Raw genomic sequence first — 24,898 nt, 5'->3', positions numbered from 1 at the left:
TTTAAATTTATAGAAGTAGATTAAAGCCCAAAATTTCTCTTGGGCTTTATAAATTTAGATAGCTTTTATCATCACTTTTGTTAGAAGTTCTGAAAATTTGGCAGGATTTTCTAGGCTCATGCCCTCATTTAGCCTTGCCATATTAAGAAGCAAAGGCGCTATGTCATAAACCATCGCCTCATTTTTCTCGAGTTTTGCAAAAATTTCATGATCAGCATTGATCTCCAAGATCGGTTTAACTTTTGGAGCGTTTGCACCTTGTCCCATTTGTTTTAACATCTCTTGCATAGCGTAATCAGGATCGTTTTTATCATAAATTAGCACCGCAGCGGAGCTTGAGAGTCTTGAGCTAAGCCTTACATCTTTGACTTCATCTTTTAAAATTTCTTTCATTTTAACAAGCGTATTTGCAACCTTGCTCTCATCAACCTTCTCATCGCTTTTTATCTCGTCATTTATGTCAGCGTGTGAGACTGATTTTAGAGGTGTTTTGTCAAATTCATTAACCATTGGCATTACGATCGTGTCGATCTCCTCGTCCATAATAAGTACTTCGATGTCGTTTTTCTTAAAGCTTTCTAGAAGTGGAGAATTTTTTAGCATATTTTCGTTGTTGCCGCTGATGTAGTAGATCGACTTTTGATCCTCTTTCATTGCCTCTTTGTATTCTTTTAGGCTGATAAGCCCATCTCTTTTTGAGCTTTTAAATAGGCAAAGATCTAAAATTTGTTCTTTTTCAGCATTAAAGCCGTAAAGTCCCTCTTTTAAAACCTTGCCAAACAGTTTGTAAAATTTTATGTATTTTTCTCGGTCGTTATCTTTTAACTTTGCAAGCTCGCTTAAAATTTTCTTCACGCTTTGCTCTTTGACACTTCTCATGATCGCATTCTCTTGTAAAATTTCACGGCTAACGTTTAGCGGCAAGTCTTCAACATCGATTACGCCTTTGATGAATCTTAAATATGGCGGCAAAAGCTCTTTTGCATCATCAGTTATGAAAACCCTTTTTACATAAAGCTTTACGCCACTTTGATAATCGACTCTAAATAGATCAAATGGCTCGGTGCTTGGCACATAAAATAGAGTTGAGTACTCGATCTTGCCCTCAGCCTTTGTGTGGATATAAAGGAGTGGATCGCTACTGTCGTGAGAAATTTGCTTATAAAAGTCGTTATAATCTTGCTCTTTAAGGCTAGCTTTATTTAGCCTCCAAAGCGCATTTGCCTTGTTTATTTGCTCGTTTTTAGTCTCATAAGTGCCCTCTTTTTCGCCTTCTTTTGGAGCGACATAGCTTTGTTTATCCATAAATATAGGATAAGGAATGTGATTTGAATACTTCTTGACTATCTCTTCGATACGCCAAGAATTTGCAAACTCATCATCGTTTAAATGCAAGATGATGTCCGTTCCAAAGCTATCTTTTTTAGCATCTTCGATCTCATAGCTTTTTGCATCAGATGTCCATTTATAGGCTTTGTCGCTAAGTGCTCGTTTGCTTATGACCTCGATCTTGTTTGCCACCATAAATGCTGAGTAAAAGCCAACACCAAACTGACCGATCAGCGAGCTATCCTTTTTTGCATCGCCGCTTAAATTTTTCATAAAACCTTTTGTGCCACTTCTTGCGATGGTACCTAAATTTGCGATGAGCTCGTCCTTATCCATGCCGATACCATTGTCGCTGATGGTTAAAGTCTTAGCTTTCTCATCTACTTTGATGTCGATCCTCGGAGTGTAGCTTAAGTTTTTATATTTTTCATCGGTCAAGCATAAGTAGTTTAGCTTGTCAAGAGCGTCATTTGAGTTTGAGATGAGCTCTCTTAAAAATATCTCTTTATTTGAGTAAAGAGAGTGGATCATTAAATTTAAAAGGTCATTGACCTCGGTTTGAAATTCAAATTTATCTGCCATTTTTCTTTTCCTTGTTTTAAAATTTTTGGCAGATTATAACACAAAGTGATAAAAATATACTTAACCTTGATAGTATTACTATCAAGGTTTTTAAATTAATTTTTTAAAATGATTTCAAAAAAGTTATAGTTTATGAATAAAATAATAATGATAATTTATTAATTATTATTAATTATGCATTCTTGTATAAAGTTTATTTAAAATGGTGCTATAATCAAGGCGAAAATTTTTAGAAAAAGGAGACAAAATGAATTTACGAAGCATTTTGGTAAAAGTTTCAGCAACGATTGCTACGGTTTTGGCGGTATCTATGATATGTTTTGTCGTGTATACATCAAATATTTTAGAGCGTGAGATAAAAGATGGTGTGCTTACTACAGTAGAGCAAAATGTAGAGCTTGCTATGAATACGGTTAAATTATTTGAAAAAGATAATGTAAGTAGTGCAGAGCTAATAATGAGTGTTTTCAAAGAGATGATTGGAAAAATTTCAACTAATCACCAGATGAGCAAGACTGGTAAATACGAAGCGATAGAACTAATATCTCAAAATGGTATTTTAAACAATAACTACGATATTCTAGATAAATTTAATAACGCTACAAAAGGCGGAATTTCAACCATTTTTGCAAAATCGGGTGATAATTTTTTAAGAGTTAGTACATCGGTGACGAAGGCTGATGGTAGTAGAGCTGTTGGTACGATGATTGACAAAAACGGTCAAGCCTATAAAAATATCATGAATAAAGAGAAGTATATAGGCGTTGTAAATTTATTTGGACGCAACTATATGAGTATTTATGATCCTATTATTGAAAATAACGAGGTAATAGGAATTTTATTTGTTGGTTATGATCCTACCGAGGGATTAAACAATATGAAAAAGACTTTTTCTGAGATGAAACTTGGTAAGCATGGATATTTTTCTCTTTACAATACTAAAACTGGTAAATTTGACTTCCATCCAACTAAGGCAGATCAAGAGCTAAATAGCGAATTAAAAACTACTATGGATAATATTGTTAAAAAAGGAAAGGGTATTGAGCCTATTATAATTGATGGGGTTGACTGCATAGTTGCTTTTGAGTCATTTGATAAACTAGACTGGATGGTTTTAGGTTCAGCTGTTACTGATGATTTTTTAACACCACTAAAAGTAGTTAGTAAAAATTTCATCATAGCAAGCATCATAGTTACCTTACTTTTGATAGCTGTTTCGATGTTCTTGCTTAAGAAGATGGTTGCAAATCCTATCGATAGACTAGGAGCAAATTTAAATGCGATAACATCTGATTTTACAATTAAAATTCCTATTTATGGTAAAGATGAGATAGCTAAAATAAGTAGAGATATAAATGATTTTATTGAAAGAATAAGAATATTAATAAGTGATACAAAGCACCTTTCAAGCGAAAATAGCTCCGTTGCAAATGAGCTTAGTTCTACATCTCTACAAACAGGCAAACGTGTAGAAAAATCAACTGAAATAGTAGAAGAGACAAATCAAAGATGTAAAGTAATGCAAGAAAATATGAAAGAATCTTTAGCGGTAGCTCAAGCTGGCAAAGACGATCTTCAAAAAGCAAGCACACATATAAAAACGGCAACTGAAGCTATAAGATCGCTATCGGCGCAGATTATTGATTCTGCTAATGTAGAAAATCAAATGGCTGATAAGATCGATCAGCTTAGCCGTGATGCCGAGCAGGTAAAATCAGTTCTTGTTGTTATCAATGATATAGCTGATCAAACAAATTTACTTGCACTTAACGCAGCTATTGAGGCTGCAAGAGCAGGTGAACATGGACGTGGCTTTGCCGTTGTTGCTGATGAAGTTAGACAGCTAGCTGAGAGGACTCAAAAGAGTTTAACTGAGATAAATGCAACTATCAATGTCATCGTTCAAGCGATCAATGATAGCAGTGAGCAAATGGGTATCAACTCTAAACAGATCCAAGAGCTAACTCACGTGGCAAGCGACGTTGAAAAAACTATAAATGTTATGAGTGAGACAATGAATAATGCCATAGTAATGTCTGATAAGACTATGCAAGACTACATTGTAACTGGCAAAAATGTAAATGAAATCATGGAAGGCATCTCAAATATCAACCAAATTTCATCTGAAAATGCTAGAAGTGTCGAAGAGATAGCTTCAGCAGCAGAACATCTAAACAAGATGACAGATGCATTAAATTCAAAACTTAGTGTCTTTAGAACTTAAGAACTTATCTGCAAAACTAATATTTTTAGGTCTAGCTCTTGCTAGACCTTTTTAAATTTATTGATAAAAATTTCTAGTATATAAAATCAAATTTTTATAGATAATGATATAGAAGGGGGGGCTTTGTAAATTTGCAAAACTAAATTTATTTTCTATTTTCGTCTAGGACTTTTTGCATACTCTCTCTAGTTGCCTCTAGCCAGTTTTCTTTTGAAGTATCGACTAAATCAAGGCAAAAGAGCTTGATATCTGCTTTTTTAAAGCTAAATTCTTTCACTTTCATAGCATCGCTTCCTACTATAACGATAGGTTGAACTTTTAAATTCAGCTTTTCAACTAATAGTTTTGCACCACCTTTAAAAGGCAAAAGTTTATTGGTCTGAGATCTAGTTCCTTCGGGAAATATCGCTAAAACACGACCATTTTCAACCCTATCTTTTGCTTCGCTTAAAAGCTTTATAAGAGAGTGTTTATTTTCACGCTCAACCGCTATCATTTTTGGCAAGCTTAAAATTTTACCAATTATAGGAATTTTGCCGATCTGTGCCTTTGCGATCCAGCATACATTTTTTGGGTGAAGCTCTTCGATGACGATGATATCAAGCATGCTTTGGTGGTTTATGAGCAAGATATTTGCTTCATCACTAAAATTGCCTATCACTTCAAGTTTATAGCCACCAAAAAACCTTTGTGATCTTCCCCAAAATTTTCTTATGGCTCTATTTTTGTCATTAAATAGCCACATAAAAAAGACGACTAGAACAACGCTGATAACAAACTCAATAGCAAAAAATAAAGCTCTAATTTTTGACAAGATTATCCTTTTTTACCCAGCCAATCTTACCATCAGTAAATAAAATTTTTGAGTAGTCACCTTTGGTGTCTAAAATTTCTACATTCTCATTTTTACGAGATGTGTAAAAGATGGTTGAGTTTTTTGTAGGCAATATCGAAACGCTAATATCTGGTTTTAGAACAGCCTTACCAAAAGGGTTGTAGGTATAAATTCCAAGTGCTATAAAAATGGCTGCTACGAAAAAGTAGCTAAGCCTTCTGCGCCAAATAGCTAATAATATAAAAATTACCGCACAAGAGTAGATCGTGACATCTTTATAGGTGCTAAACTCACTTTGTTTTGGGTTTAGTCCGATTTGTGTGCTGACATCGTCATCTTCGACACTCACTGGTAAAGAAAAGCTTTCAAATTTGGCCTTTCTTAGGTTGTAATAATTAAAGTCAAGCGATTTTTTATTTGGCTTAAATACTGCAAAATAATATGCACTTTGTGAGTTAAAGTCGCCATTTATCGTATCTACGCCTTGCTTTAATATCGTTTTATTTTCAATATTAAAGGCGCTTAGATCTACGTTGTTGCCGTAAATTTCAACGACCATAATATTATTTATATCATCAAATTTTGTTGTCTTAAATTTCTTAACTTCAAGATTATCGGCCACGATATGGTTGTAGTTCTCATCGCTTCTAAGCTCTTTTAGCTTTGGCAAGAAGATATTTATGCTAGAGTTTTGATAGTTCTCGCCATTTCTTTTTAGGATTAAACTAACTTTTAAAGTCTTTGCGTCAATGCTTGTTGCCTCAAGATAAAAAGTACCTACATATTTGTTGTCTTCGCTTTTTACCCATTGAAAATTTTTCTTATTTAGCCATTTGATATTTGTTTCATCAAGCTGTGTCTCAAACTCAAACTCAAAGTCATTTTGTGTATCAGCCACTATCTCAATACTAAAAATTTCTCCTATAACAACATTTTTTGGTACATTTGTGGCTTTTAAAAGAAGCTCTTTTACTTTGATCTTGTCATATACTTGATTGTCTGGGACGCTAATATCTGGCTCGTTTGTTGGCACGATGTTTCGCATCTGCTCTGGAGTGATACGCTCTGGCTGTGGTGATACAAATTTTCTTGAAAAATCTTGTTCTTTTGGCGGTTTTTGAGTTTTTGGATTTGAAGTAGGGCTATTTACAAATTTATCCTCCCTAGCTTCGTCCATCATGTCAAAAACGCTGACTTCATCGGTATTTGCAGCAAATAAATTTAGTACGAGTAGGGAGATAAAAAGAAAATGTTTTACCAAACTAGGCCTTTTAGCATCTTTATACCATCATCTGTACCTAAAATGTTCTCACAAGCGCGCTCTGGGTGAGGCATAAGACCAAAAATCTTTTTGCTCTCATCACAAATTCCTGCTATGCTATCGACTGAGCCGTTTGGATTTATTTCGTTGCCTTTAGCATCACAGTATTTTAGTAGTACTTGATCGTTGTCGTAAAGGCCTTTTAGAGTGTTTTCGTCAGTATAATAGTTGCCCTCGCCATGAGCAATAGGGATATTAACTACTTCGTTTTTGGCTAAATTTACTAAGAATTTATTGTTATTTGAGATTACCTTTAGGTGGTGATATTTTGAAACGAAATTTAAATTTTCATTTCTTCTCATTGCACCCTTTAAGAGCCCAAGCTCAAGCAGCATCTGAAAACCATTGCAAATTCCTAAGATATAGCCGCCTTTTTTTGCATGCTCTTTTACAGCCTGCATCGCTGGGCTAAATTTGGCTATTGCAGCTGTTCTTAGATAATCTCCATAGCTAAAACCGCCTGGAAGTACGACTAGATCAGCATCAATCTTATCTTCTTTGTGCCAAATGATCTGTGTTTGGCATCCAAGTAATTTAAATGCGTGAGCTGTGTCTTCTTCGCAGTTTGTGCCAGGAAAAAGTATTATCGCTACTTTCATAGCACGATCTCATAGTCTTCGATGACGGTATTTGCTAAAAGCTCTTCGCACATCACTTTTAGCTGCTCATTCGCTTTAGCTTTATCACTCTCATCGATATCTAAAACAATTTGTTTGCCTATCCTGACATTTGATACACCACTAAATCCGAGAGAATTTAAAGCGTGCTCTACTGCTTTGCCAGCAGGGTCAAGGACCCCACTTCTTAATGCTATATTTACAACAGCTTTCATCTTTGTCCTTATGATAAAATTCTTCTTAAAACTTCTTCATAAGCAACTTTTACGCTACCAAGATCTTGTCTAAATCTATCTTTGTCAAGTTTTTCATTAGTTTTAGCATCCCAGAATCTACAACTATCAGGGCTTATCTCATCAGCTAAAATGATATTGCCATCTTTGTCGATACCAAATTCTATTTTAAAATCAACTAGTTTTAGATCTCTTTCGGCAAAAAATTTAAATAATATAGAGTTGATCTCTCTTGCTGTGTGTCTTAGAGTTTGAAGATCTTTTTCACTCTTTACTAATCCCATAATGATACAGTGCTCATCGGTTACTAATGGATCGTGCAAATCATCGTTTTTGTAGTAAAACTCAACAAGCGTAAAAGGTAAAACCGTGCCTTCTTTTATGCCAAGTCTTTTACTTAGTGAACCAGTTGCAATGTTTCTAACAACAACTTCAAGAGGAATAATCTCGCATTTTTTGACTACTTGCTCAGTGTCGCTGATAGTCTCAACTAGGTCAGTCACGATGCTTTTACTCTCCAAAAGCTTAAAAAGCTGTGTTGAAATTTTATTATTTAATGCGCCTTTACCAGCTTCGTTGCCTCTTTTTTGAGCATCAAATGCTGTTAGATCGTCTTTAAATTCAGCCACAAGCAGATTTGCATCGTCTGTGGCATACATTTTTTTACCTTTTCCCTCGTAAATAAGCTCTCTTTTTTGCATGGAGATCTCCTTCTAATTTATTGTTTTATTTTTAAAATTTTGATCGTATCAATTGCTGTTTTTAATTGAATATCTTCATCAACTTTTTTTTGCGTGATTATCTTTTTATCATCTTTTGCTTCAGTTTTATTGCCCTCGCTTGTAGGATTTATCTTATTTAGCTCGCTTTTTAGGTGTGCTTTTAGCTCGCTCTCTTTGATGCTAAATGCACTATCGTCACTTTGCGGCACTTTGCCAGGATGCACGACTACATCAGGTGTTACGCCAACTGCTTGGATAGTTCTACCACTTGGCAAGTAGTATCTTGCGATGGTTAGTCTTAGTGCTTCGGTGTCGTCTATTGGTAGGATCACTTGGACGCTTCCTTTGCCAAAGGTATTTTCGCCGATTATTACAGCACGTTTATGATCTTGAAGTGAGCCACTTACGATCTCGCTAGCACTAGCACTTCCGCCATTTACTAGTGCAACAAGCGGTAGTTTTGAAAGAGTTTTACTAGCACTTGCTTTATACTCTACATTTTCAGATGCGTCGCGACCTTTTTGAGAGACGATGACGCCGTTATCTACAAAAAGATCAACTAGATCAACAGCTTGATTTAAAAGTCCGCCAGGGTTATTCCTAAGATCAAGTATGATGCCACTTGCTTTTGGATATTCTTTGATCGCTTCTTTTACCTTTGTAACAACATTTTTGTCAAAATTTGTGACACGCACATAAAGAATGTTGTCATTTTCTATCATTTTTGCATAGACAGACTCAACTTTTATAAGATCTCTTATGATCTTTACGTCAAATGGTTTTTGCTCACCTTTTCGCAAAATTGTGATAGTTATTGGAGTTTTTGGCTTGCCGCGCATTTTATTTACTGCCTCATCTATCGTTGTACCAATAGTTGAGTTCCCATCTATCCTTAAGATAATGTCGCCCGATTTTATACCTGCTTTATCAGCTGGGGTATCTTCTATCGGTGAGATAACGGTTAATGCGCTATCTTTAATGCCTACTGTTATGCCAAGGCCACCAAATTCTCCACTTGTTTGCACCTGCATATCTTTGTAAGCTTTTTCATTTAAAAAGCTTGAGTGAGCATCTAAATTTTGCATTAAACCAGCAATGGCTTTATCGATGATCTCTTTAAATTTAATGTCATCAACATAGTATTTTTCAACGGTTGAAATTGTTTTTGTAAGCTTTGAAAGTGCTTCAAGCTTCGCATTTGCTTCGTCTTCACTCTTTGCAAAAAGTGCATTTACTGCTACGCTTGATATAAACAAGGCACCTGTGATTTTTAGTGCAAAAAATCTACTAAATTTATTCAAAATTTCTCCTATAATTTTTGGTTCAATTCTATTAGCTTTTGGCTAAAAAAAGTATAAATTTAAGCTTATATTTTTGCTTTTGGATAGTTTTTGATACAAATTTATAACAGCAAATTTTAGCAATTAAATAAAAAGAGTGACAAGCATTATAAAAATACTTGACAATATAAGACTAAAGTTATATAATGGCAACCATATAAAATAACCCAAGGAGATTTAATGGCTGATATAACAGAAAATTTAACAGCTCAGATGCAAGAAACTCTTGAAAAAGGTATTAGTTTAGCGATATTTTCTAAAAATCCGCAAGTTGTTCCACTTCATATTTTTTGGGCTTTGCTTGCAGATAGCAATTCCATTTTAAACCAAGTGTTTAATAAAATGAATGTAAGTAAAGACGCTGTCGAGCTTGAAGTAAAAAGTAAAATTTCTTCACTTCCAAGTAGCTCAAACGTTACAAAAGATAACGTTTCAGTTTCAAGAGAACTTATAAATTCTCTTGAAAATGCAAAAGCTTTGATGGTAAGCATGGGCGATAGCTACATAGCTGTTGATACATGGATCATCTCATCTCTTGAGCTTAGTGAGATCAAACAAATTTTAAGCAAATTTTGTGACATCTTAGAGATCAAAAAGAACCTTGAGAGCATAAGAGGCGGTAAAAAGATAGATAGCCAAACTGGTGATGATACTCTTGATAGCTTAGAGAAATTTGGTATCGATCTCACGCAAAAAGCGCTAAATAAAGAGCTTGATCCAGTCATCGGCCGCGATGAAGAGATCACTAGGATGATGCAAATTTTAATAAGAAAGAGCAAAAACAACCCTATATTATTAGGTGAGCCAGGCGTTGGTAAAACAGCCATCGTTGAGGGCTTGGCTCAAAAGATAGTCGCTCGTGATGTGCCAACAAGCCTTGCAAACAAGCGTGTCATCGCGCTTGATATGAGTGCAGTCGTAGCTGGTGCAAAGTATAGAGGCGAGTTTGAAGATAGATTAAAAGCTGTCATCGACGAGGTCAAAAAAGCTGGCAACATCATACTTTTTATAGATGAAATTCACACCATAGTTGGAGCTGGTGCGAGCGAGGGTGGAATGGATGCTGCAAATATCCTAAAACCAGCTCTTGCACGTGGCGAGCTTCACGCTGTTGGTGCGACGACATTAAAAGAGTATAGAAAATACTTTGAAAAAGATGCGGCACTTCAAAGACGTTTTCAACCAATAGACGTTAAAGAGCCAAGCGTAAATGAGGCACTTCAAATTTTACGTGGCATAAAAGAGCGTCTTGAAGTTCACCACGGCATCACGATAACAGATAGCGCGCTAGTTGCCGCAGCAAGGTTAAGTGACCGCTACATTGCAAACCGCTTCTTACCAGATAAAGCGATCGACCTTATAGACGAGGCAGCAGCTGAGCTTAAGATGCAAATAGAAAGCGAACCATACGAGCTTTCAAAGATAAAACGCGAGATCGTAACGCTTCAAGTAGAAAAAGAAGCTCTAAAGATGGAGGATGCTGATAAAAATAAAGAAAGACTTGGCGAGATCGAAAAAGAGATAGCTGACCTGAACGAGAAAAAGCTAGCGCTTGATACTAAATTTGAAAACGAAAAGGCCGTTTTTGGCGGAATTTCAAAAGCAACAAAAGAGATCGATAGCTTAAAATCACAAGCTGAGATAGCAAAAAGAAATGGGGATCTTCAAAAGGCTGCCGAGATAGAATACGGCAAGATAGCTGACGCCAAAAAGCACAAACACGAGCTTGAAGAAAAATGGGAGAGCATGAAAAAAGAGGGCGTGCTTCTTAAAAATCAAGTCGATGAAGAGCTTGTGGCTGAAATTTTAAGCAAATGGACTGGAATTTCAGTTAAGAAGATGCTAACAAGCGAAAAAGAGAAGTATCTGCGCATCGAAGAGCATCTAAGAGAGAGCGTTGTTGGTCAAGATGATGCACTACACGCACTTGCACGTGCTGTTAAGAGAAACAAAGCAGGGCTAAATGAGGGTCAAAGGCCGATTGGTTCATTTTTATTTCTTGGACCAACAGGCGTTGGTAAAACTCAGTCAGCTAAGGCTTTGGCTAAGTTCTTGTTTGACGATGAGAAGGCGCTTATCCGCTTTGATATGAGCGAATATATGGAAAAACATAGCGTGAGCAGGCTTCTTGGTGCGCCTCCAGGATATGTAGGCTACGATGAGGGTGGTCAGCTAACAGAGGCAGTTCGCAGAAGACCATACTCAGTCATACTTTTTGACGAGGTTGAAAAGGCTCACAAGGATGTATTTAACATACTTCTTGGCATACTTGATGATGGACGCGCGACTGATAACAAAGGCGTAACGGTTGATTTTAAAAACACTATCATCATTTTAACTTCAAACATCGCTTCAAATTTCATAATGGAGCTAAAGGGCGAAGACCGTGACGTGGCTGTTAAAAACGAGCTTAAAAACTACTTTAAACCTGAGTTTTTAAATAGACTTGATGATACTATCATATTTAATCCTCTAAACGAGCAAGGTTTGATATCTATCGTTGAGATCATGTTTAAAGAGCTTGAAAAAACTCTTCACAACCGCGGTATCAAGGCAATTTTGAGCGAAGAGGCTAAGAAATTTATCGCAAAAGCTGGCTTTGACATAGTTTATGGCGCAAGACCTCTTAGAAGAGCACTTTACGAGCTAGTTGAAGACAAGATCGCTGATATGATCTTAAAAGATGAGCTTGAAAGCGGCGATGAGATCACCATCGATAGCGATGGTGAGAAGATCATCATTAAGAAAAAATAACTTCAAATTTACTTGGCAGGTTGAATCAACTTGCCAAGCCTTCATATAAATTTTATACAAAAATTATCTAAAAAATAGGGCGGTTTAGCTATTTAAAAATATGACTAAACGCCTAAAAATTTAGCAAGGGCAAAATAAAATATAGCTGATGAGATAGCAGCTGCTGGAAGCGTGATGAGCCAAGCAAGAATGATTGGTCTTACCATTTTCCAGTTTGCATTTTTATTTACGATACCGATACCTAAAACTGCACCTATTAGAATATGAGTCGAGCTAACTGGTATGCCAAGCTTTGTAGCTAGAAGTATGACGATACTTGAGGCAAGCTCAGCACTAAAGCCAGTTGTCGGTAAAATTTCAGCTAGTTTTGAGCCGATGGTGGTGATCACCTCTTTGCCTAAAAACCAAAGTCCAACGACAAGCGAGATACCAAAGGTTACCATTGCGATGCTTGGTATGGGCGAGCTTTCGTTTATAGAGCCAGTTTTTAGCACGTCAAGTACGGCTGCAAATGGTCCAACTGCGTTTGCGATGTCGTTTGCGCCGTGTGAAAATGCAAAAGATGAAGCGGTAAAAATTTGAAACCATGAGAAAATTCTATTAATACTCTTTTCGCTATCGTTTTTGCTCATGACGTTTATGATAGCAAGGCTTGCAAGATATGCTAGTGCTCCGATAACAAAGATGATCCAGATAGTTTGGATGATGCTAAAGGCTAAATTTATGTGTTCAAGCCCTTTAAAAAGCATCATTGATGAGATGACCATTGCGGCAAATCCAGCGATGATCGGGATGTGCTTTTTCATCGCTTTAAAGGTATCTATCTCTTTTTCGCTATCTTTCATGATGCGAATTTTTGAGCGATATTCGCTGTATTCAGTGGTTTCGATCTCGTCCTCATCGATAACTGCGATCTTTGAAAGAGTGGCTATTTGCTCCTCAGCTGGCTTTGTTTTTAGTGCTTTTATGAAGCTTTCTTTATATGCTTTTCGCTCAGCTTTTAGAGCTTTTAGATTCATTTTAAGTTCATGTGTTGGCTCGATAATTTTACTTTTTACATAGCCAAATATAATGTAAGACATCACGCCGCCAAGCAGTGGCGAAATGACCCAACTTACGGCGATTCTACCGATCTCGCTCCATGAGACCATGCTAAATGGCTCTGGATCTTTTATCATAAAACCCATAGCAAGTCCTGCACCAACGATGCCGCCAACGATCGAGTGGGTGGTTGAGACCGGCAGACCTTTTTTGGATGCGTAAAATAGCCAAAGCCCAGAGCTAAGAAGGGCTGAGATCATAATGATGACAAATTTCATTGGGTTTAGATCGCTTGGAAATTTCACGATCTCGTTTCTAATCGTATTTGTAACCTCTGATCCTGCAAATATCGCACCGCTAAGCTCAAAAATAGCTGCGATGATGAGAGCTTGCTTAAGTGTTAGCGTCTTAGCACCAACGCTTGTGCCAAAGCTATTTGCAACGTCATTTCCACCGATATTAAAGGCCATAAAAAGACCAAACATGCCAGCGATCAAGAATAAAAAGTAGTTATTTGTCGGAATGTATTGATAGCCCCAAACGAAAAATCCAACGCTACAAATTGCAAAAATAACAAATGCCAATAAGTTATCTCGAAGCAATCAAGCCCCCTTATAAGGTTTTTGATAGGGATTATATCTTGAAAAATATTAAAGTTTTTAGAATTTTTCAACTTTAAATGATACTAAATTATCATATGTTAGAATCTACAAAAATTTTTAAGGATAAATTTTGGTTATAGCGATCGATCTTGGCTCAAACACATTTCGCGTAGCGCTTGTCAAAAAAGAACAAAATGGCTTTAGTAATGAGCAAATTTATGAAAAGATAGTTGGAGCTGCTAGAGGGCTAAATGAAAGTGGCAAGATAGCAGATGAGTCTAAAAATAGGCTCTTTGAAGCGATATCGGAGGCTAAAAGTAAATTTGATTTTGATAAATTTACATGCGTAGCAGTCGCAACTGAGGCTTTTAGGGTGGCGTCAAATAGTGAGGAAATTTTTAGCGAGATAAGAGAGAAATTTGGCATAAATTTTCATATCATCAGCGGTAAAGCAGAAGCAAAACTTACATTTTTGGGTGTTCAAAATGCTTTTAAAAAGCTTGGAATAAATGAAAATTTTAGCGTCATTGACATCGGTGGGGCAAGCTCAGAGATCGGCAAAGATGGAAATTTTATGAGCTTTAAATTTGGCATTATTACATTTTTTGAGAAATTTAAAACGCTTGATTTAATGCAAGAAAACGCAAAAATTTATACAAAAGATGCAAGAGAATTTTTAAATAGCTTAAAAAATAAATTTATCGTGCTGACTTCTGGCGTACCAACTACTATCGCAGCGCTACGACTAGGACTTAACTACGAAAACTATAATCCAAAAAAAGTAAGCGGATATGAGCTTAAAAATGACGATCTTGCTTGGTTTATGGATGAGCTTTTAAAGATGGACGATAAGAGTGCTGACACAGCGGTTGGAAGAAGTAGAAAGTATCCGCTCATCGCTGGAACCTTGCTTTTAGAGGAGCTTTTAAGTGGGCAAGAAGCAAAATTTTTAGTTATTGACGATGGGCTTAGAGAGGGTGTTGGGGTGGCCTATATGCAAGGAAAATTTCAAGAAATTATCACAAATTTTTAGTTAATATTTTAAAAATTTAAAGGAGAGGAAATGAGTATAAGAGAGCAAATTTTAGCTGATATAAAAGAGGCTATGAAGGCAAAAGATGAGTTTAAAAGAGATACTTTAAGAACGCTAAATGCAGCACTTAAACAAGTTGAAGTCGATCAAAGGATCGAAATGACTGATGAAGTGGTACTCCCACTGCTTCAAAAGGAGATCAAAAAGAGGGCTGACTCGGTTGAGCTTTATATAAAAGGTGCTAGAGAGGATTTGGCTAAAAAAGAGCAGGGCGAGATTGAGCTTATTAAGGCATATTTGCCAGCACAGCTAAGTGATGAAGAGCTTAAAGAAAAAATAAAAAAGATTATTGAAAGAGCTGGCAAAAATTTAGGTGCTGTAATGAAAATGGCAAAAGATGAGATCGGAGCAAGTGCTGAAGCAAAACGCATAAGTATGATCGCAAAAGAGCTTTTGGCTTAAAATCTACAATCTTATAAAACTTCTAATTTTTGAAAACTTACTTCTAAATGTTGTAAGTTTTCAAAAAATCAAATACGACTTTCATTTTAAAAAGATAATTTTAAAAGCATAATACTACTTATATGAATATGTTAAAAGGTAAAATACAAGCTTTTTTATATATTTGTATTGAAAACTATAATTTTCAAATTGTTATTTTAATTTTTTTATTTTTTCTTTTATATGAATTTAAATGTTGATTTATAGGTTTATTTTGGATTTTATCTTTTGTATGATTATAATTTATCCATTAAATTTGACATAAAAATATTTGTAAGAAAATTAGTTAAATTTTACACTTTTCAAAAAATGTGAAATTTGTATTTATCTTATATATAACTTAAAATTTGATCTACCCTATTTTGAAAAAGTGAGCAAGAGCTATCTTTGGAGTTTATGGTTCTTGCTTTTAAGCGCGGAGCACTAACCTTGCAAAAACTGCAATAAATGTACATAAAGCGCTCGCTCAAGAATTAAATTTTATCGTCAAAAAGTGTGCGGATATCCAGTGTGTAGTTTTTAGGCATAAAGATCGGTGAGTCTAAAATTTCAAGCAAGCCATCATCAAATGAGAGAAATTCCACTACTCTTTTGCGCCTATTATCAGTTTTTATGCTCACATCGGCTAGGTGCACTACCTTTACGATCTGCATTTTATCTGCCGTCCATTCAGAAAAAGCTAGAAATTTAGAGTCCTCTGAAAACAAAAAGCAAGCAGTCGCTCTTTCGCTAAGTAAAATTTGGTGGGTGATGTCATCTTTGACTAAATTTTGATCCAAATTTGATAGTCTTTTTTCGTGGTTTGAAGGCTCATTTTTTAATTTTAGACAGTGCTTGCTATTTATAAAAAGTCGTAGCTTGCCCAAGGGTTGGAGCGCCCATAGCGACCTCACAGCCTTCAAATTTGGCGCTAAATTTGCCATCACTGCTACATGCATTTGCCTCATAGTCCCAAGCCGAGCTTATAAATTTACCTATTAAATTTGCCAGCCATAGCTTTGTAGATATTTAGCTCGTCTTGTAAAAGCGTGTATTTTGCTTTTAATAGCCCTATTTTGGCTTCTAGCTCACTATTTTTTGCCTCTAAAAATTCTTTTAGTTCTACCTTACCGTAGGAATATTTTAGCTCGTAAATTTTTGAAATTTCCTCATAGTTTTTTATCTGCTCTTGATAGTTTATAAGCAGCGCTTCGTCGTTTAGGTAGCCTTTATAAAATGCGTCTATCTCGTTTAATGCGCTATTTAGAGTGCTTATGTAGTTTAGCTTTGCAAGCTCAAAATTTACCTCGCTAACCTTTAAATTTGACTTTAGCTTGTGATAGTTTAAAAATGGTAAATTCAGAGCTATGTTGCCATTTAGAAATTTAAGGCTAAAGGCTTCCTCTTTTTTGTCGGTGCTGCTTTTAAGGCTGGCTCCTAGCGTGATGCTTGGATAGAACTCCTTTTGGCTCACTTTGTAGTTTAAGATGCCCTCTTCTATGCGGTAAATGGCTGCTCTTAGATCAGGGCGGTTTACTATGGTGCTTGTTGGCACATCTAGATCAACGCCCACTCTTTTAACGGGACTTAGTATAAGGTCTTCAAATTTAAGCTCAAATTCTGGCCTCTCATTTAGCAAAATCCTAAGCGTTTTTTTAGCACTCACAAGCTCTTTTTTGGCGCTTTCTATCTTATTTTGAGCGCTTAAAAGCTGTGAGTTTATCTGTTTTGAGCTTAGCGCCTCCTCTTTGCCAAGCTCAAATTTAAGCCCAACTATCTTATTTAGTTCATTATAAATTTCTAAAATTTGCTCATAAGTTTTAATGCTCTCATTTAGATATAAAATCTGAAAATAGGCGTCTGTTACGGAGTTTATCACGCTTAGTTTGCTAGCTTCCAGATCAAATTTAGTCGCTCTTGCCTCAAACATCGCTGCGTCTTTGCTATTTGCTAGCTTTTGCCAAAGATCAAGCTCATAGCTAAGCCCTATGCTTGAACCAAAACTTCTACTAGAAGCGCCGCCCTCTTTTATATTTTTGCTACTTTCCGCCTCGATGCCAGCGCTAAAGCTTGGAATCAAATTTGCTTCTAAAACGCCAGCTTGAGCGAGCGCTTTATTTACATTTATCGCAGCTTTTGCAAGGTCGGTGTTGTTTTTAAGCGCAAGCTCTACAAGCTCATCAAGGTAGCTTTGATGATACTCTTTCCACCAAGAAGTATCCACACCAAGCTCTTTACTGGCGTTATCTTCAAGTAAAATTTGCTTGTAGTTTTCATCTATATTTTTAACAGCGCAGCCACTTAAAACAAGTACTAAAGCTAAGCTTAGAAATTTCATATTACTCCCTTGAAAGCGCATCTATTGGATTTAGTTTTGAGGCATTTTTGGCGGGCATGTAGCCAAAGATGATGCCAATGGACATCGATGTAACAAGCGCAAGCACGACCGAGCCATTTGAAAAGATCATGCTAAAACCATCTAAAAAGTTGTTGAAAATGTAGCCGATCGCGTAGGACAAGACGATGCCGATGGCTCCGCCGATAAGGCAAAGTAGTACCGCCTCTATCAAAAACTGCTGCATGATGTTGTTCTGCCTGGCTCCGATCGCCATTTTTATGCCTATCTCTTTGGTGCGCTCAGTGACTGAGACTAGCATGATGTTCATCACTCCTATGCCACCAACCACGAGCGAGATGACGGCGATGCTTGAGATGAGAAGGCTCATGGTTGAGACGGTCTCTTCGATCGTTTGCTTGATGCTGTCTGAGTTTCTTGTAAAAAAGTCTTTTTTGCCGTGCTTTATCTCTAAAAGCTCGGTTAGTGTTTTTTCGGCGATTTGTGCATTGACGCCCTCATTTACTTTGGCTGTGACCGAGCTTATAAATTTATCTCCAGTGACCTTGTTTAGCACAGTCGTGTAAGGGGCGTAAATTTTAAGCGTGCTTGAGTCGCCCATCTTAAAATCATCCTTTTGCAAAACGCCAATAATGCGCAGTGGCTTTTTGTTAAAAAGAATAATCTTGCCGATAGGATCTTCGCTTTTAAAGATGCTATTTTTAGTGTTTTGATCGATTAGTGTAACTGAATCAGAGTTTAAAACCTCGTCCTCATCGTAAATTCTTCCTTTTTCCAGCTTTAGTCCATTTACATCAAAGCTCCCTACTCCACCACCTTTTAATGTCGCTGTTAAGGAGATATTTTCATACGTTAGTACGCCTGAAGTACTTGTATTTGGAGTGACTGAGTCAAGAAACGACTGTTTTGAGAGCATATTTGCGTCACTTATAGAGAGCGTTTTTACCCTGCCTGAAAGCATATCGCCAAAGCCTTTCCCCGGCATGATGTCGATCGTGTTTGTGCCGATCTTTCTGATGCCAGCTAAAATTTGCTCCTGCGAGCCTTTGCCAAGGGCTACGACACTAACGACTGCGGTGATGCCAATTATAATACCAAGCATAGTTAAAAGTGATCTTAGCTTGTGAGTTAGCATCGCATTTACTGACATTTTAAAGCTCTCGATTAGCTGGTCTTTATAGTAGGTAAATTTACTCTTTTCCGGTTGTGTTTGCTTTGTGGCCTCGTAAATTTCGCTATTTTTTACATTGTCACTTACGATGTTGCCATCTTTTATCTCTATCACCCTACTCGCATACTCTGCGATTTTTGGGTCGTGCGTGACGATGATGATGGTGTGACCTTTTTTATAAAGATCAACTAAAATTTCCATCACCCTTAGACCACTTTTGCTATCAAGTGCGCCTGTAGGCTCGTCTGCTAAAATGATCTCGCCACCATTCATCAGCGCTCTTGCTATGGAGACCCTTTGCTGCTGTCCGCCTGAAAGTTTATTTGGTAAATTTTTCGCTTTTTCGCTAAGTCCAAGTGAGTCAAGAAGCTCATAAGCTCTTTTCTCTCGCTCGCTCTTGTTTGCCCCTGCGTAGATGCTTGGCAGTACTACGTTTTCAAGGGCATTCATCGTGCTAAGCAGGTTATATCTTTGAAAGATAAAGCCAAATTTATCCCTTCTAAGCTTAGCAAGTGCATCGCTATCAAATTTTGATATATCTTTGCCATCTAGCAAGTACCGTCCGCCACTTGGGCTATCTAAGCAGCCAAGGATGTTCATCAGGGTTGATTTGCCAGAGCCAGACTGACCGATGATAGCTATAAACTCGCCCTTTTTTATCTCTAAATTTATACCATGCAAGATCTCTATATCATTATCGCCTAGCTTAAAGCTTTTGGTGATGTTTTTTAGGTTTATCACCTAAAATCTCCTTTGTTCTTTTTCGATCATCTTAGCGATCTCGCTTGCTGAGCCTTGTGATGTGATGATCTCGTCGCCCTCGTTCACACCGCTAATGATCTGCGTATCTAGGTTGTCTTTTATGCCAGTTTTGACCGCTGTTTTTACCGCTTTGCCATCTTTTAGAACATAGACAAATGTGCCGTTTTCATCTCTTTTGATACCGATGCTTGGTACGATGATAGCGTCCTTTACATTTGCTATTAAAAGCTCATTTTGCGTGGTCATGCCTATTCTTAAAATTTTATCTTTATTTTCAACTATGCTTTGAGCATAATAATAAACAGCTGAGTTGCTTGAAGTGCTTGAGCTTGTGGATTTGCTACTACTGCTAGAGCCATAGCTACCATCGCTTAATGTCGTTAAGCCAGGGTCGATTGAGCTAACCGTTGTTTGAAATTTTTTCGTTGGCTCAGAGAGGATCGAGTATTCAACTGGCGTACCAACTTTTATCTTTGTGATGTCGCCCTCGGCTATTTGCATCTTCATCTTGACATAGCTAAGATCTGCGATCTTTACGATAGTTGGTGTAGTTTGGTTGGCATTTACAGTCTGTCCCTCTTCGACCTGTACGCTTACTATTATGCCATCTCTTGGGGCGGTAATCTTTGTGTAGCCTAAATTTATCTTAGCAGTACTTAGCTCGATATTTGTCTGCTTGATCTGAGCCTCGAGCTCCTTTATCTTGGCACTATTTGCGCTATAAGTATTTTTTGCACTTTCAAATTCTTGTTTTGAAGTGGCGTTTTTAGAAAAGAGTGCATTTTCTCTATCAAACTGCGTTTTAGCGATATTTAGAGCCACTTTTGCACTCTCTAGCTGAGCTTTGTAGATAGCAAGCTGTGCCTCTTTATTATCGATGCTATTTTGCTGTGTCGAGCTATCGATACTTGCGATCATATCGCCCTTTTTTACCTGATCTCCAAGCTTAACGTATAGCTTTTTTATCTGGCCGCTCACCTGCGCACCCACATCAACTAGCTCAGTAGCGAAAATTTCTCCAGTCGCATCGACCTTTTTGCTAAATGAGCCCTTTTTTGCCTTTTTGGTGATAAACTCCACCTTTTCATCTTTTATATTAAAAAATTTATCATAGATAAAATATCCACCGATGCCTAAAATAAGTAGAATTATTAAAATTTTAGATTTTTTCATTGCTTCTCTTTGTAAAAAATTAGTCAATTTTACTTAATAAGATTAAAATTCTCTTTAAACTTCCTCTTTTGCCATGCCAGCCTCTATCAAAAACCTACTTGGCTGATAATTCACCTTCTTTATCTTGTCGTATTTTGCATAGCTAAGATATAGCTCGTCTTTTGCTCTGGTCACTGCCACGTAAAAGAGCCGTCTTTCTTCTTCTAGACTACCGCCCATACTCATTAGCTTTAAATTTGGAAAGCGGTTTTGCGCGAGATCGACGATGAAAACTTGATCAAATTCAAGCCCTTTACTCGCATGCACACTAAGCAAGCTAACGCCCTGCCCTTCGCTCATCTCGTTGCTTCCAAGGGCTAAGAAGTTGTAAAATTTACTGATATCTTGATATTTTTTAGCTAGCTCGCTTAGCACCACACTCTTTGCCATTATGCGCTCTTTAACCTCTTCTTTAAGTGCCAGATCGACGTTACCGTTTTTTAGAGTTGCCCTTTTTGTGCTGAGATTTTCAACGATGAGAGAGTAAATTTTGCTAGTTTTTATCTCGTTTATCATCGTGGCTGGCTTTGAGATATTTCTCATGCCTCTTAAAAAGTTGTAAATTTCATATAAAAACTGCGCCCCACTCTCGCTTAGCTTTTGTAGTTTTAGCACTGGATGGCCTAGGAATTTATCACTAAAGCCAAGCTTAGAAAACCTTGAAACTTCGGCAAATTCGTCAAGATCGTCAAAAAGGCCAAGCTGGTAGTTTCGCCTTTTGTTTGATGAGATATTTACGCTCTCATCTGGCTCAACTATCCCTTTTATCAAATTTCCATGCCCAAGCTTAAGCAGCGCGTCAAAAATTTCTTTGCTAACTGCGCTTCCAACGCCTTTTGCGTATTCGCAGATGTGGATAAATGCCATTATATCTTTTGGATTGACATAAATTCCCATGATGTCGATGAGCGCCTTGATCTCACGGCTCTCAAAGAAGCTCACCCCGCCCTTTCGCTTTGAGCCAATACCTCGCTCTTTTAGTGCGACCTCGATGCCATCAGCTGATGAGTTATTTCTAAAAATTATGGCGATATTTTCTCTATTAAATGGCGAGAGCGAGATGATATCAGCGATGTTTTGATACTGATCAAAAAGCTCATTATAGACAAGCAGCCTTGGGGGCTTGAAATTTCCCTCGCGACTAACTGTGAGGTGCTTTTCATAAAGCCTTGGGTTGTTATTTATGACCTTATTTGCAAGGGCAAGTATGCTCGAGCTTGAGCGGTAATTTACATTTAAAGCGTAGATATTTGCGTTTGGAAAGCGGTCTTTAAATGAGCCTATTATCTCGATATTTGCGCCGTTAAATGCGTAGATACTCTGGTCAAAATCGCCCACGCAAAAGAGGCTCTTTGTCTTAAATGCGTCTATTAGGCTGCCTTGAAGCGTGTTTGTATCTTGATACTCGTCGATCAAAATTTCATCATAAGCTAAATTTGCCCCTTTTTTTAGCTCGTCGCGCATTTTTATGAGAAGGTCGTTAAAGTCAGCGTAGGCAAATTTAGCCTTTTCAGCCTCAAACTCCTCTAAAACATCTTCATAAATTTCAGCATAAACGCCCTGCTCTTCGCTCTTCTCACTTATCCATTTGCCAAATGTTGTGCCTTGTTCGCTGTTTTGAAAGAGCGAGTAAAGATCGTATAGATAGGCTCCGCCGTAAGGTTTGACGTCGCTTAAATGGTAAAATTTACGCCTCTCAACAAGACTTTTTAAAAGCGTCTTTAGCTCGCTTGGCTGCTTTAGCGTGACGCCTTTATCAAGGCTTTTTAAAAGCGAAAATGAGACCGAGTGGAAGGTGCCTGCGGTGATTTTAGAGGTGATTTGTTTGTCAAAATACCTATTTAAGCGCTCTATCATTTCGCTCGCTGCTTTGTTGGTAAATGTAAGAAGCAAAATTTTCTCTGGCTTTACGCCTAAATTTAAAAGATGAGCGATGCGAGCGACAATCGTGCTAGTCTTGCCAGTGCCAGCTGAAGCGATGATGAGATTGTGTCCAAATGGCGCAGTTGCGGCGGTGTATTGTTCTTTGTTTAACCTAGATAAGGGCATTGTTTCCTCTTTTTTAAAAAGGTCTAATTATAGCTACTTAAACTTTAACAGCTATAATCACGCGGATGAAAAAGTTTAAATTTCTAAAATTCCTTGCCTTATTTTTGGCTCTATTGGTTGCTATTTTTTTGATATTAGATCAAATTTATCCACTAAATTTAGATGCACTTAAAAAAGACGAAGCCAAAATTTTACTTGATAGAAATGGCAACATTATAAATATGAAGCTTAGCAGCGACGGAATTTGGAGATTTCACGAACAAAGCTTCCCAAGCTCACTAAAACAATGCGTCGTGCTCTTTGAAGATAGGTACTTTTACTACCATTTTGGAGTAAATTTTGCCTCCATTTTTAGAGCATTTTTCCACAACCTAAGAAGCGATAACCGCATAGGGGCTAGCACTATAACGATGCAAGTAGCTAGGATGCTTGAGCCAAGTGATAGGAGCTATAAAAATAAGATAAGAGAAATTTTTAGAGCATTTCAGCTCGAGCTTCATTTTAGCAAGGATGAAATTTTAAATTTTTATCTAAATTTAGCCCCATACGGCGGCAATATCGAGGGAGCAAAGGCGGCTAGCTTTTTTTACTTTGGCAAGGAACTAAACGAGCTTAGCTACGCTCAGGCTGCACTTTTAAGCACGATCCCTAAAAATCCAAACAAAAATAGACTAGACCGCGTTTCAAACATAAACGCCCTAAAAAACAGGGTCATAAAGATGCTTTACAAAGCAAAGCTAATAGATCTTAGTGCTTTTAAAAGAGCGCAGGCTGAGCCATTTAAAAATGTAAGAGCAAAAGCTATCGTAACCGCGGAAGATTATGCAAATGTCGCTTTTAAAAACCAAATTTCAAAGGCTAGTTTGGATCTAAATTTACAAAAAGATATGCTTAAAATTTTAAAAGATACGATGTTTTCGCTAAAGGCTAAAAATGCAAACAACGCAGCAGCCGTGGTCATTGATAATAAAAAAATGAGTGTTGTTGCCTTCATCGGCTCGCATGATGAGCATGCGCGTGACGGTAAAAACTCAGCCCTAAATATGAAGCGAAATACCGGCAGCACGCTAAAGCCTTTTATCTACTCGCTTGCGCTTGATAGCGGGCTTATCACGCCAAATTCGCAGTTAATTGATACGCAAATTTATATAAAAGAGTATGCCCCAAAGAATTTTAGTAATGATTTTTTAGGTATCGTAAGCGCGAAAGATGCTCTAAATTTCAGCCTAAATATTCCGGTTATAAATTTAAACTTAAAACTAAAAGACAATTCGCTTTACGAACTACTTGAAAAGGTAAATTTAGTAGATGAAGATAAAGAGTATTATGGAGCTTCTATAACGCTTGGAAGTGCTGAAATGAGCCTGCTTGATCTTGCTCATCTTTATACTATTTATGCAAATGACGGCATTTATAGGCCGCTTGAGTTTGCTGGCAAAAACTACAAAAATGAGGAGAAAAATGTAACTCTCATCTCGCCTCAAAGTGCCTATTTGACTGCTAAAATGCTAAGTGAAGCCTCAAGATCGTATCTAAAAAATGCTTGGCAGTACGCCCAAAATACGCCAAAGATTGCTTTTAAAACTGGCACAAGCGCAAACTCACGCGATCTTTACGCCATAGGCGTTGATGAAAATTACACAATTGCTATTTGGATTGGAAATTTTAATGCCAGCAAAACTGATAAATTAACAGGACTAAATGACGTATCAAAGAGCCTTTTTGATATGTTTAAGATAATTGCTCAAAAAGAGAAGTTAAGATTTATGAGTGAGCCAGATGGCATAGAAAAGCTGCCAACCTGCCTTGATGCCTTTAACTATAAAAAGTGTAAAAAAATGGCACTTGATGATAGGATAAAGGGTGTAGATTTAAAGGATAAGTGCGAAAGTTTAAGAGGCGAAGAGCTTGATTTTTTGGTTAAAAATGAGCTTTTGGATAAAGATGAGATACAAAAAAGTCCTTGTGCTGAAATTTTTAAAGATAAAAGGCCAGTTTTTGCCTATCCGTATGACAATGAAGAGATAGTAACAGATGAAAATATTACACAAGTTATGGTAAAATGCTACGCGTTTTTAGGCGATGAAATTTACCTAAAAATAGATGATTTGAACTTTTCTAAGATAGAAAATGCAAGCGAGAAAAAGTTTGGTCTAACTCTTGGCGAGCACAGCATAAAATGCCTTGATCAAAACTCAAATCAAAGTGAAATAACAATAAAAATAAGGAGATAAA

17 protein-coding genes and 2 pseudogenes are annotated in these 24,898 nt (G+C 37.1%); 6 read left to right on the top strand and 13 right to left on the bottom strand.

Annotated elements, in window-relative coordinates; translation table 11 throughout:
- Positions 1-54: 54 nt before the first annotated feature.
- Positions 55-1,911, bottom strand: a complete 1,857-nt coding sequence (gene htpG, locus G5B98_RS04705; protein WP_196086177.1) for a molecular chaperone HtpG — start codon at positions 1,909-1,911, stop codon at positions 55-57.
- Between the two features lie 247 nt (positions 1,912-2,158).
- On the opposite strand from htpG, the pseudogene G5B98_RS09630 reads away from it, so the two are divergent.
- Both G5B98_RS09630 and G5B98_RS09625 read left to right on the top strand, forming a co-directional pair.
- Positions 2,159-3,055, top strand: a pseudogene (locus G5B98_RS09630) (Cache 3/Cache 2 fusion domain-containing protein); the annotation flags it as partial.
- A 27-nt stretch (positions 3,056-3,082) separates the two neighbouring features.
- A pseudogene (locus tag G5B98_RS09625) lies at positions 3,083-4,135 on the top strand (methyl-accepting chemotaxis protein); the annotation flags it as partial.
- Between the two features lie 145 nt (positions 4,136-4,280).
- Here G5B98_RS09625 and G5B98_RS04695 read toward each other — a convergent pair.
- From G5B98_RS04695 to G5B98_RS04670, 6 genes are read right to left on the bottom strand one after another with little or no spacing between them, the layout of a single operon-like run.
- Positions 4,281-4,955 carry a lysophospholipid acyltransferase family protein gene (locus tag G5B98_RS04695; RefSeq protein ID WP_223154721.1) on the bottom strand — a complete coding sequence of 225 codons (675 nt, stop codon included), beginning with the start codon at positions 4,953-4,955 and terminating at the stop codon, positions 4,281-4,283.
- Entirely contained in the window at positions 4,936-6,231 is a 1,296-nt protein-coding gene (locus G5B98_RS04690; protein ID WP_196086176.1) for an SH3 domain-containing protein, read from the bottom strand. Before G5B98_RS04690 ends, G5B98_RS04695 begins: the two co-directional genes overlap by 20 nt.
- On the bottom strand, positions 6,225-6,890 hold the full coding sequence (purQ, locus tag G5B98_RS04685) for a phosphoribosylformylglycinamidine synthase I (RefSeq protein WP_196086175.1): 666 nt from the start codon (positions 6,888-6,890) through the stop codon (positions 6,225-6,227). Before purQ ends, G5B98_RS04690 begins: the two co-directional genes overlap by 7 nt.
- A complete protein-coding gene (purS, locus tag G5B98_RS04680; protein ID WP_021091323.1) occupies positions 6,887-7,123 on the bottom strand; it encodes a phosphoribosylformylglycinamidine synthase subunit PurS in 237 nt (78 codons plus the stop codon). Before purS ends, purQ begins: the two co-directional genes overlap by 4 nt.
- An 8-nt stretch (positions 7,124-7,131) precedes the next feature.
- Positions 7,132-7,842, bottom strand: coding sequence for a phosphoribosylaminoimidazolesuccinocarboxamide synthase (gene purC / locus G5B98_RS04675; RefSeq protein WP_196086174.1), 711 nt, complete (start codon positions 7,840-7,842; stop codon positions 7,132-7,134).
- A gap of 17 nt (positions 7,843-7,859) precedes the next feature.
- Positions 7,860-9,164, bottom strand: coding sequence for a S41 family peptidase (locus G5B98_RS04670; RefSeq protein ID WP_196086173.1), 1,305 nt, complete (start codon positions 9,162-9,164; stop codon positions 7,860-7,862).
- 219 nt (positions 9,165-9,383) lie between these two features.
- Here G5B98_RS04670 and G5B98_RS04665 point away from each other — a divergent pair, with 219 nt between their 5' ends.
- Positions 9,384-11,957: an ATP-dependent Clp protease ATP-binding subunit gene (locus G5B98_RS04665; protein WP_196086172.1), complete on the top strand. Its 2,574-nt coding sequence runs from the start codon at positions 9,384-9,386 to the stop codon at positions 11,955-11,957.
- Between the two features lie 104 nt (positions 11,958-12,061).
- On the opposite strand, the gene G5B98_RS04660 is transcribed toward G5B98_RS04665, so the two are convergent.
- Positions 12,062-13,600 (bottom strand): inorganic phosphate transporter, encoded by a 1,539-nt coding sequence (locus tag G5B98_RS04660; protein WP_107953787.1) that lies wholly within the window; start codon positions 13,598-13,600, stop codon positions 12,062-12,064.
- Positions 13,601-13,730: 130 nt separating this feature from the next.
- Here G5B98_RS04660 and G5B98_RS04655 point away from each other — a divergent pair, with 130 nt between their 5' ends.
- Together G5B98_RS04655 and G5B98_RS04650 are read left to right on the top strand one after the other, a co-directional pair.
- Positions 13,731-14,633: a disulfide bond formation protein DsbA gene (locus G5B98_RS04655; protein WP_196086171.1), complete on the top strand. Its 903-nt coding sequence runs from the start codon at positions 13,731-13,733 to the stop codon at positions 14,631-14,633.
- 30 nt (positions 14,634-14,663) lie between these two features.
- Positions 14,664-15,095: a GatB/YqeY domain-containing protein gene (locus G5B98_RS04650; RefSeq protein ID WP_072594244.1), complete on the top strand. Its 432-nt coding sequence runs from the start codon at positions 14,664-14,666 to the stop codon at positions 15,093-15,095.
- A gap of 512 nt (positions 15,096-15,607) precedes the next feature.
- Here the strand turns inward: G5B98_RS04650 and G5B98_RS04645 are convergent.
- Genes G5B98_RS04645 through G5B98_RS04625 form a run of 5 tightly spaced genes read right to left on the bottom strand, consistent with a single transcriptional unit; the run spans position 15,608 to position 22,663 of the window.
- The gene (locus G5B98_RS04645; RefSeq protein ID WP_232525354.1) at positions 15,608-16,081 is read right to left on the bottom strand and encodes a flagellar protein; all 474 of its coding nucleotides are present in this window, start codon (positions 16,079-16,081) and stop codon (positions 15,608-15,610) included.
- Positions 16,082-16,104: 23 nt separating this feature from the next.
- On the bottom strand, positions 16,105-17,451 hold the full coding sequence (locus G5B98_RS04640; protein ID WP_196086170.1) for a TolC family protein: 1,347 nt from the start codon (positions 17,449-17,451) through the stop codon (positions 16,105-16,107).
- A 1-nt stretch (position 17,452) separates the two neighbouring features.
- Positions 17,453-19,381 carry a MacB family efflux pump subunit gene (locus G5B98_RS04635; RefSeq protein WP_196086169.1) on the bottom strand — a complete coding sequence of 643 codons (1,929 nt, stop codon included), beginning with the start codon at positions 19,379-19,381 and terminating at the stop codon, positions 17,453-17,455.
- Entirely contained in the window at positions 19,382-20,575 is a 1,194-nt protein-coding gene (locus G5B98_RS04630) for an efflux RND transporter periplasmic adaptor subunit (RefSeq protein ID WP_196086168.1), read from the bottom strand. It lies immediately after the preceding gene.
- 54 nt (positions 20,576-20,629) lie between these two features.
- Complete coding sequence (locus G5B98_RS04625; protein WP_196086167.1) at positions 20,630-22,663, bottom strand: ATP-dependent helicase; 2,034 nt, start codon at positions 22,661-22,663, stop codon at positions 20,630-20,632.
- A 65-nt stretch (positions 22,664-22,728) separates the two neighbouring features.
- Between G5B98_RS04625 and pbpC the strand changes: the two genes are divergently transcribed.
- Complete coding sequence (gene pbpC, locus G5B98_RS04620; protein ID WP_196086166.1) at positions 22,729-24,897, top strand: penicillin-binding protein 1C; 2,169 nt, start codon at positions 22,729-22,731, stop codon at positions 24,895-24,897.
- Position 24,898 lies beyond the last annotated feature (1 nt).

This window comes from Campylobacter concisus, from assembly GCF_015679985.1.
In the GTDB taxonomy this organism is placed as follows: Bacteria; Campylobacterota; Campylobacteria; order Campylobacterales; family Campylobacteraceae; genus Campylobacter_A; species Campylobacter_A concisus_AC.
Note: the sequence above shows the minus strand (reverse complement) of the source record. Positions and strands in the feature narration are given on the sequence as shown.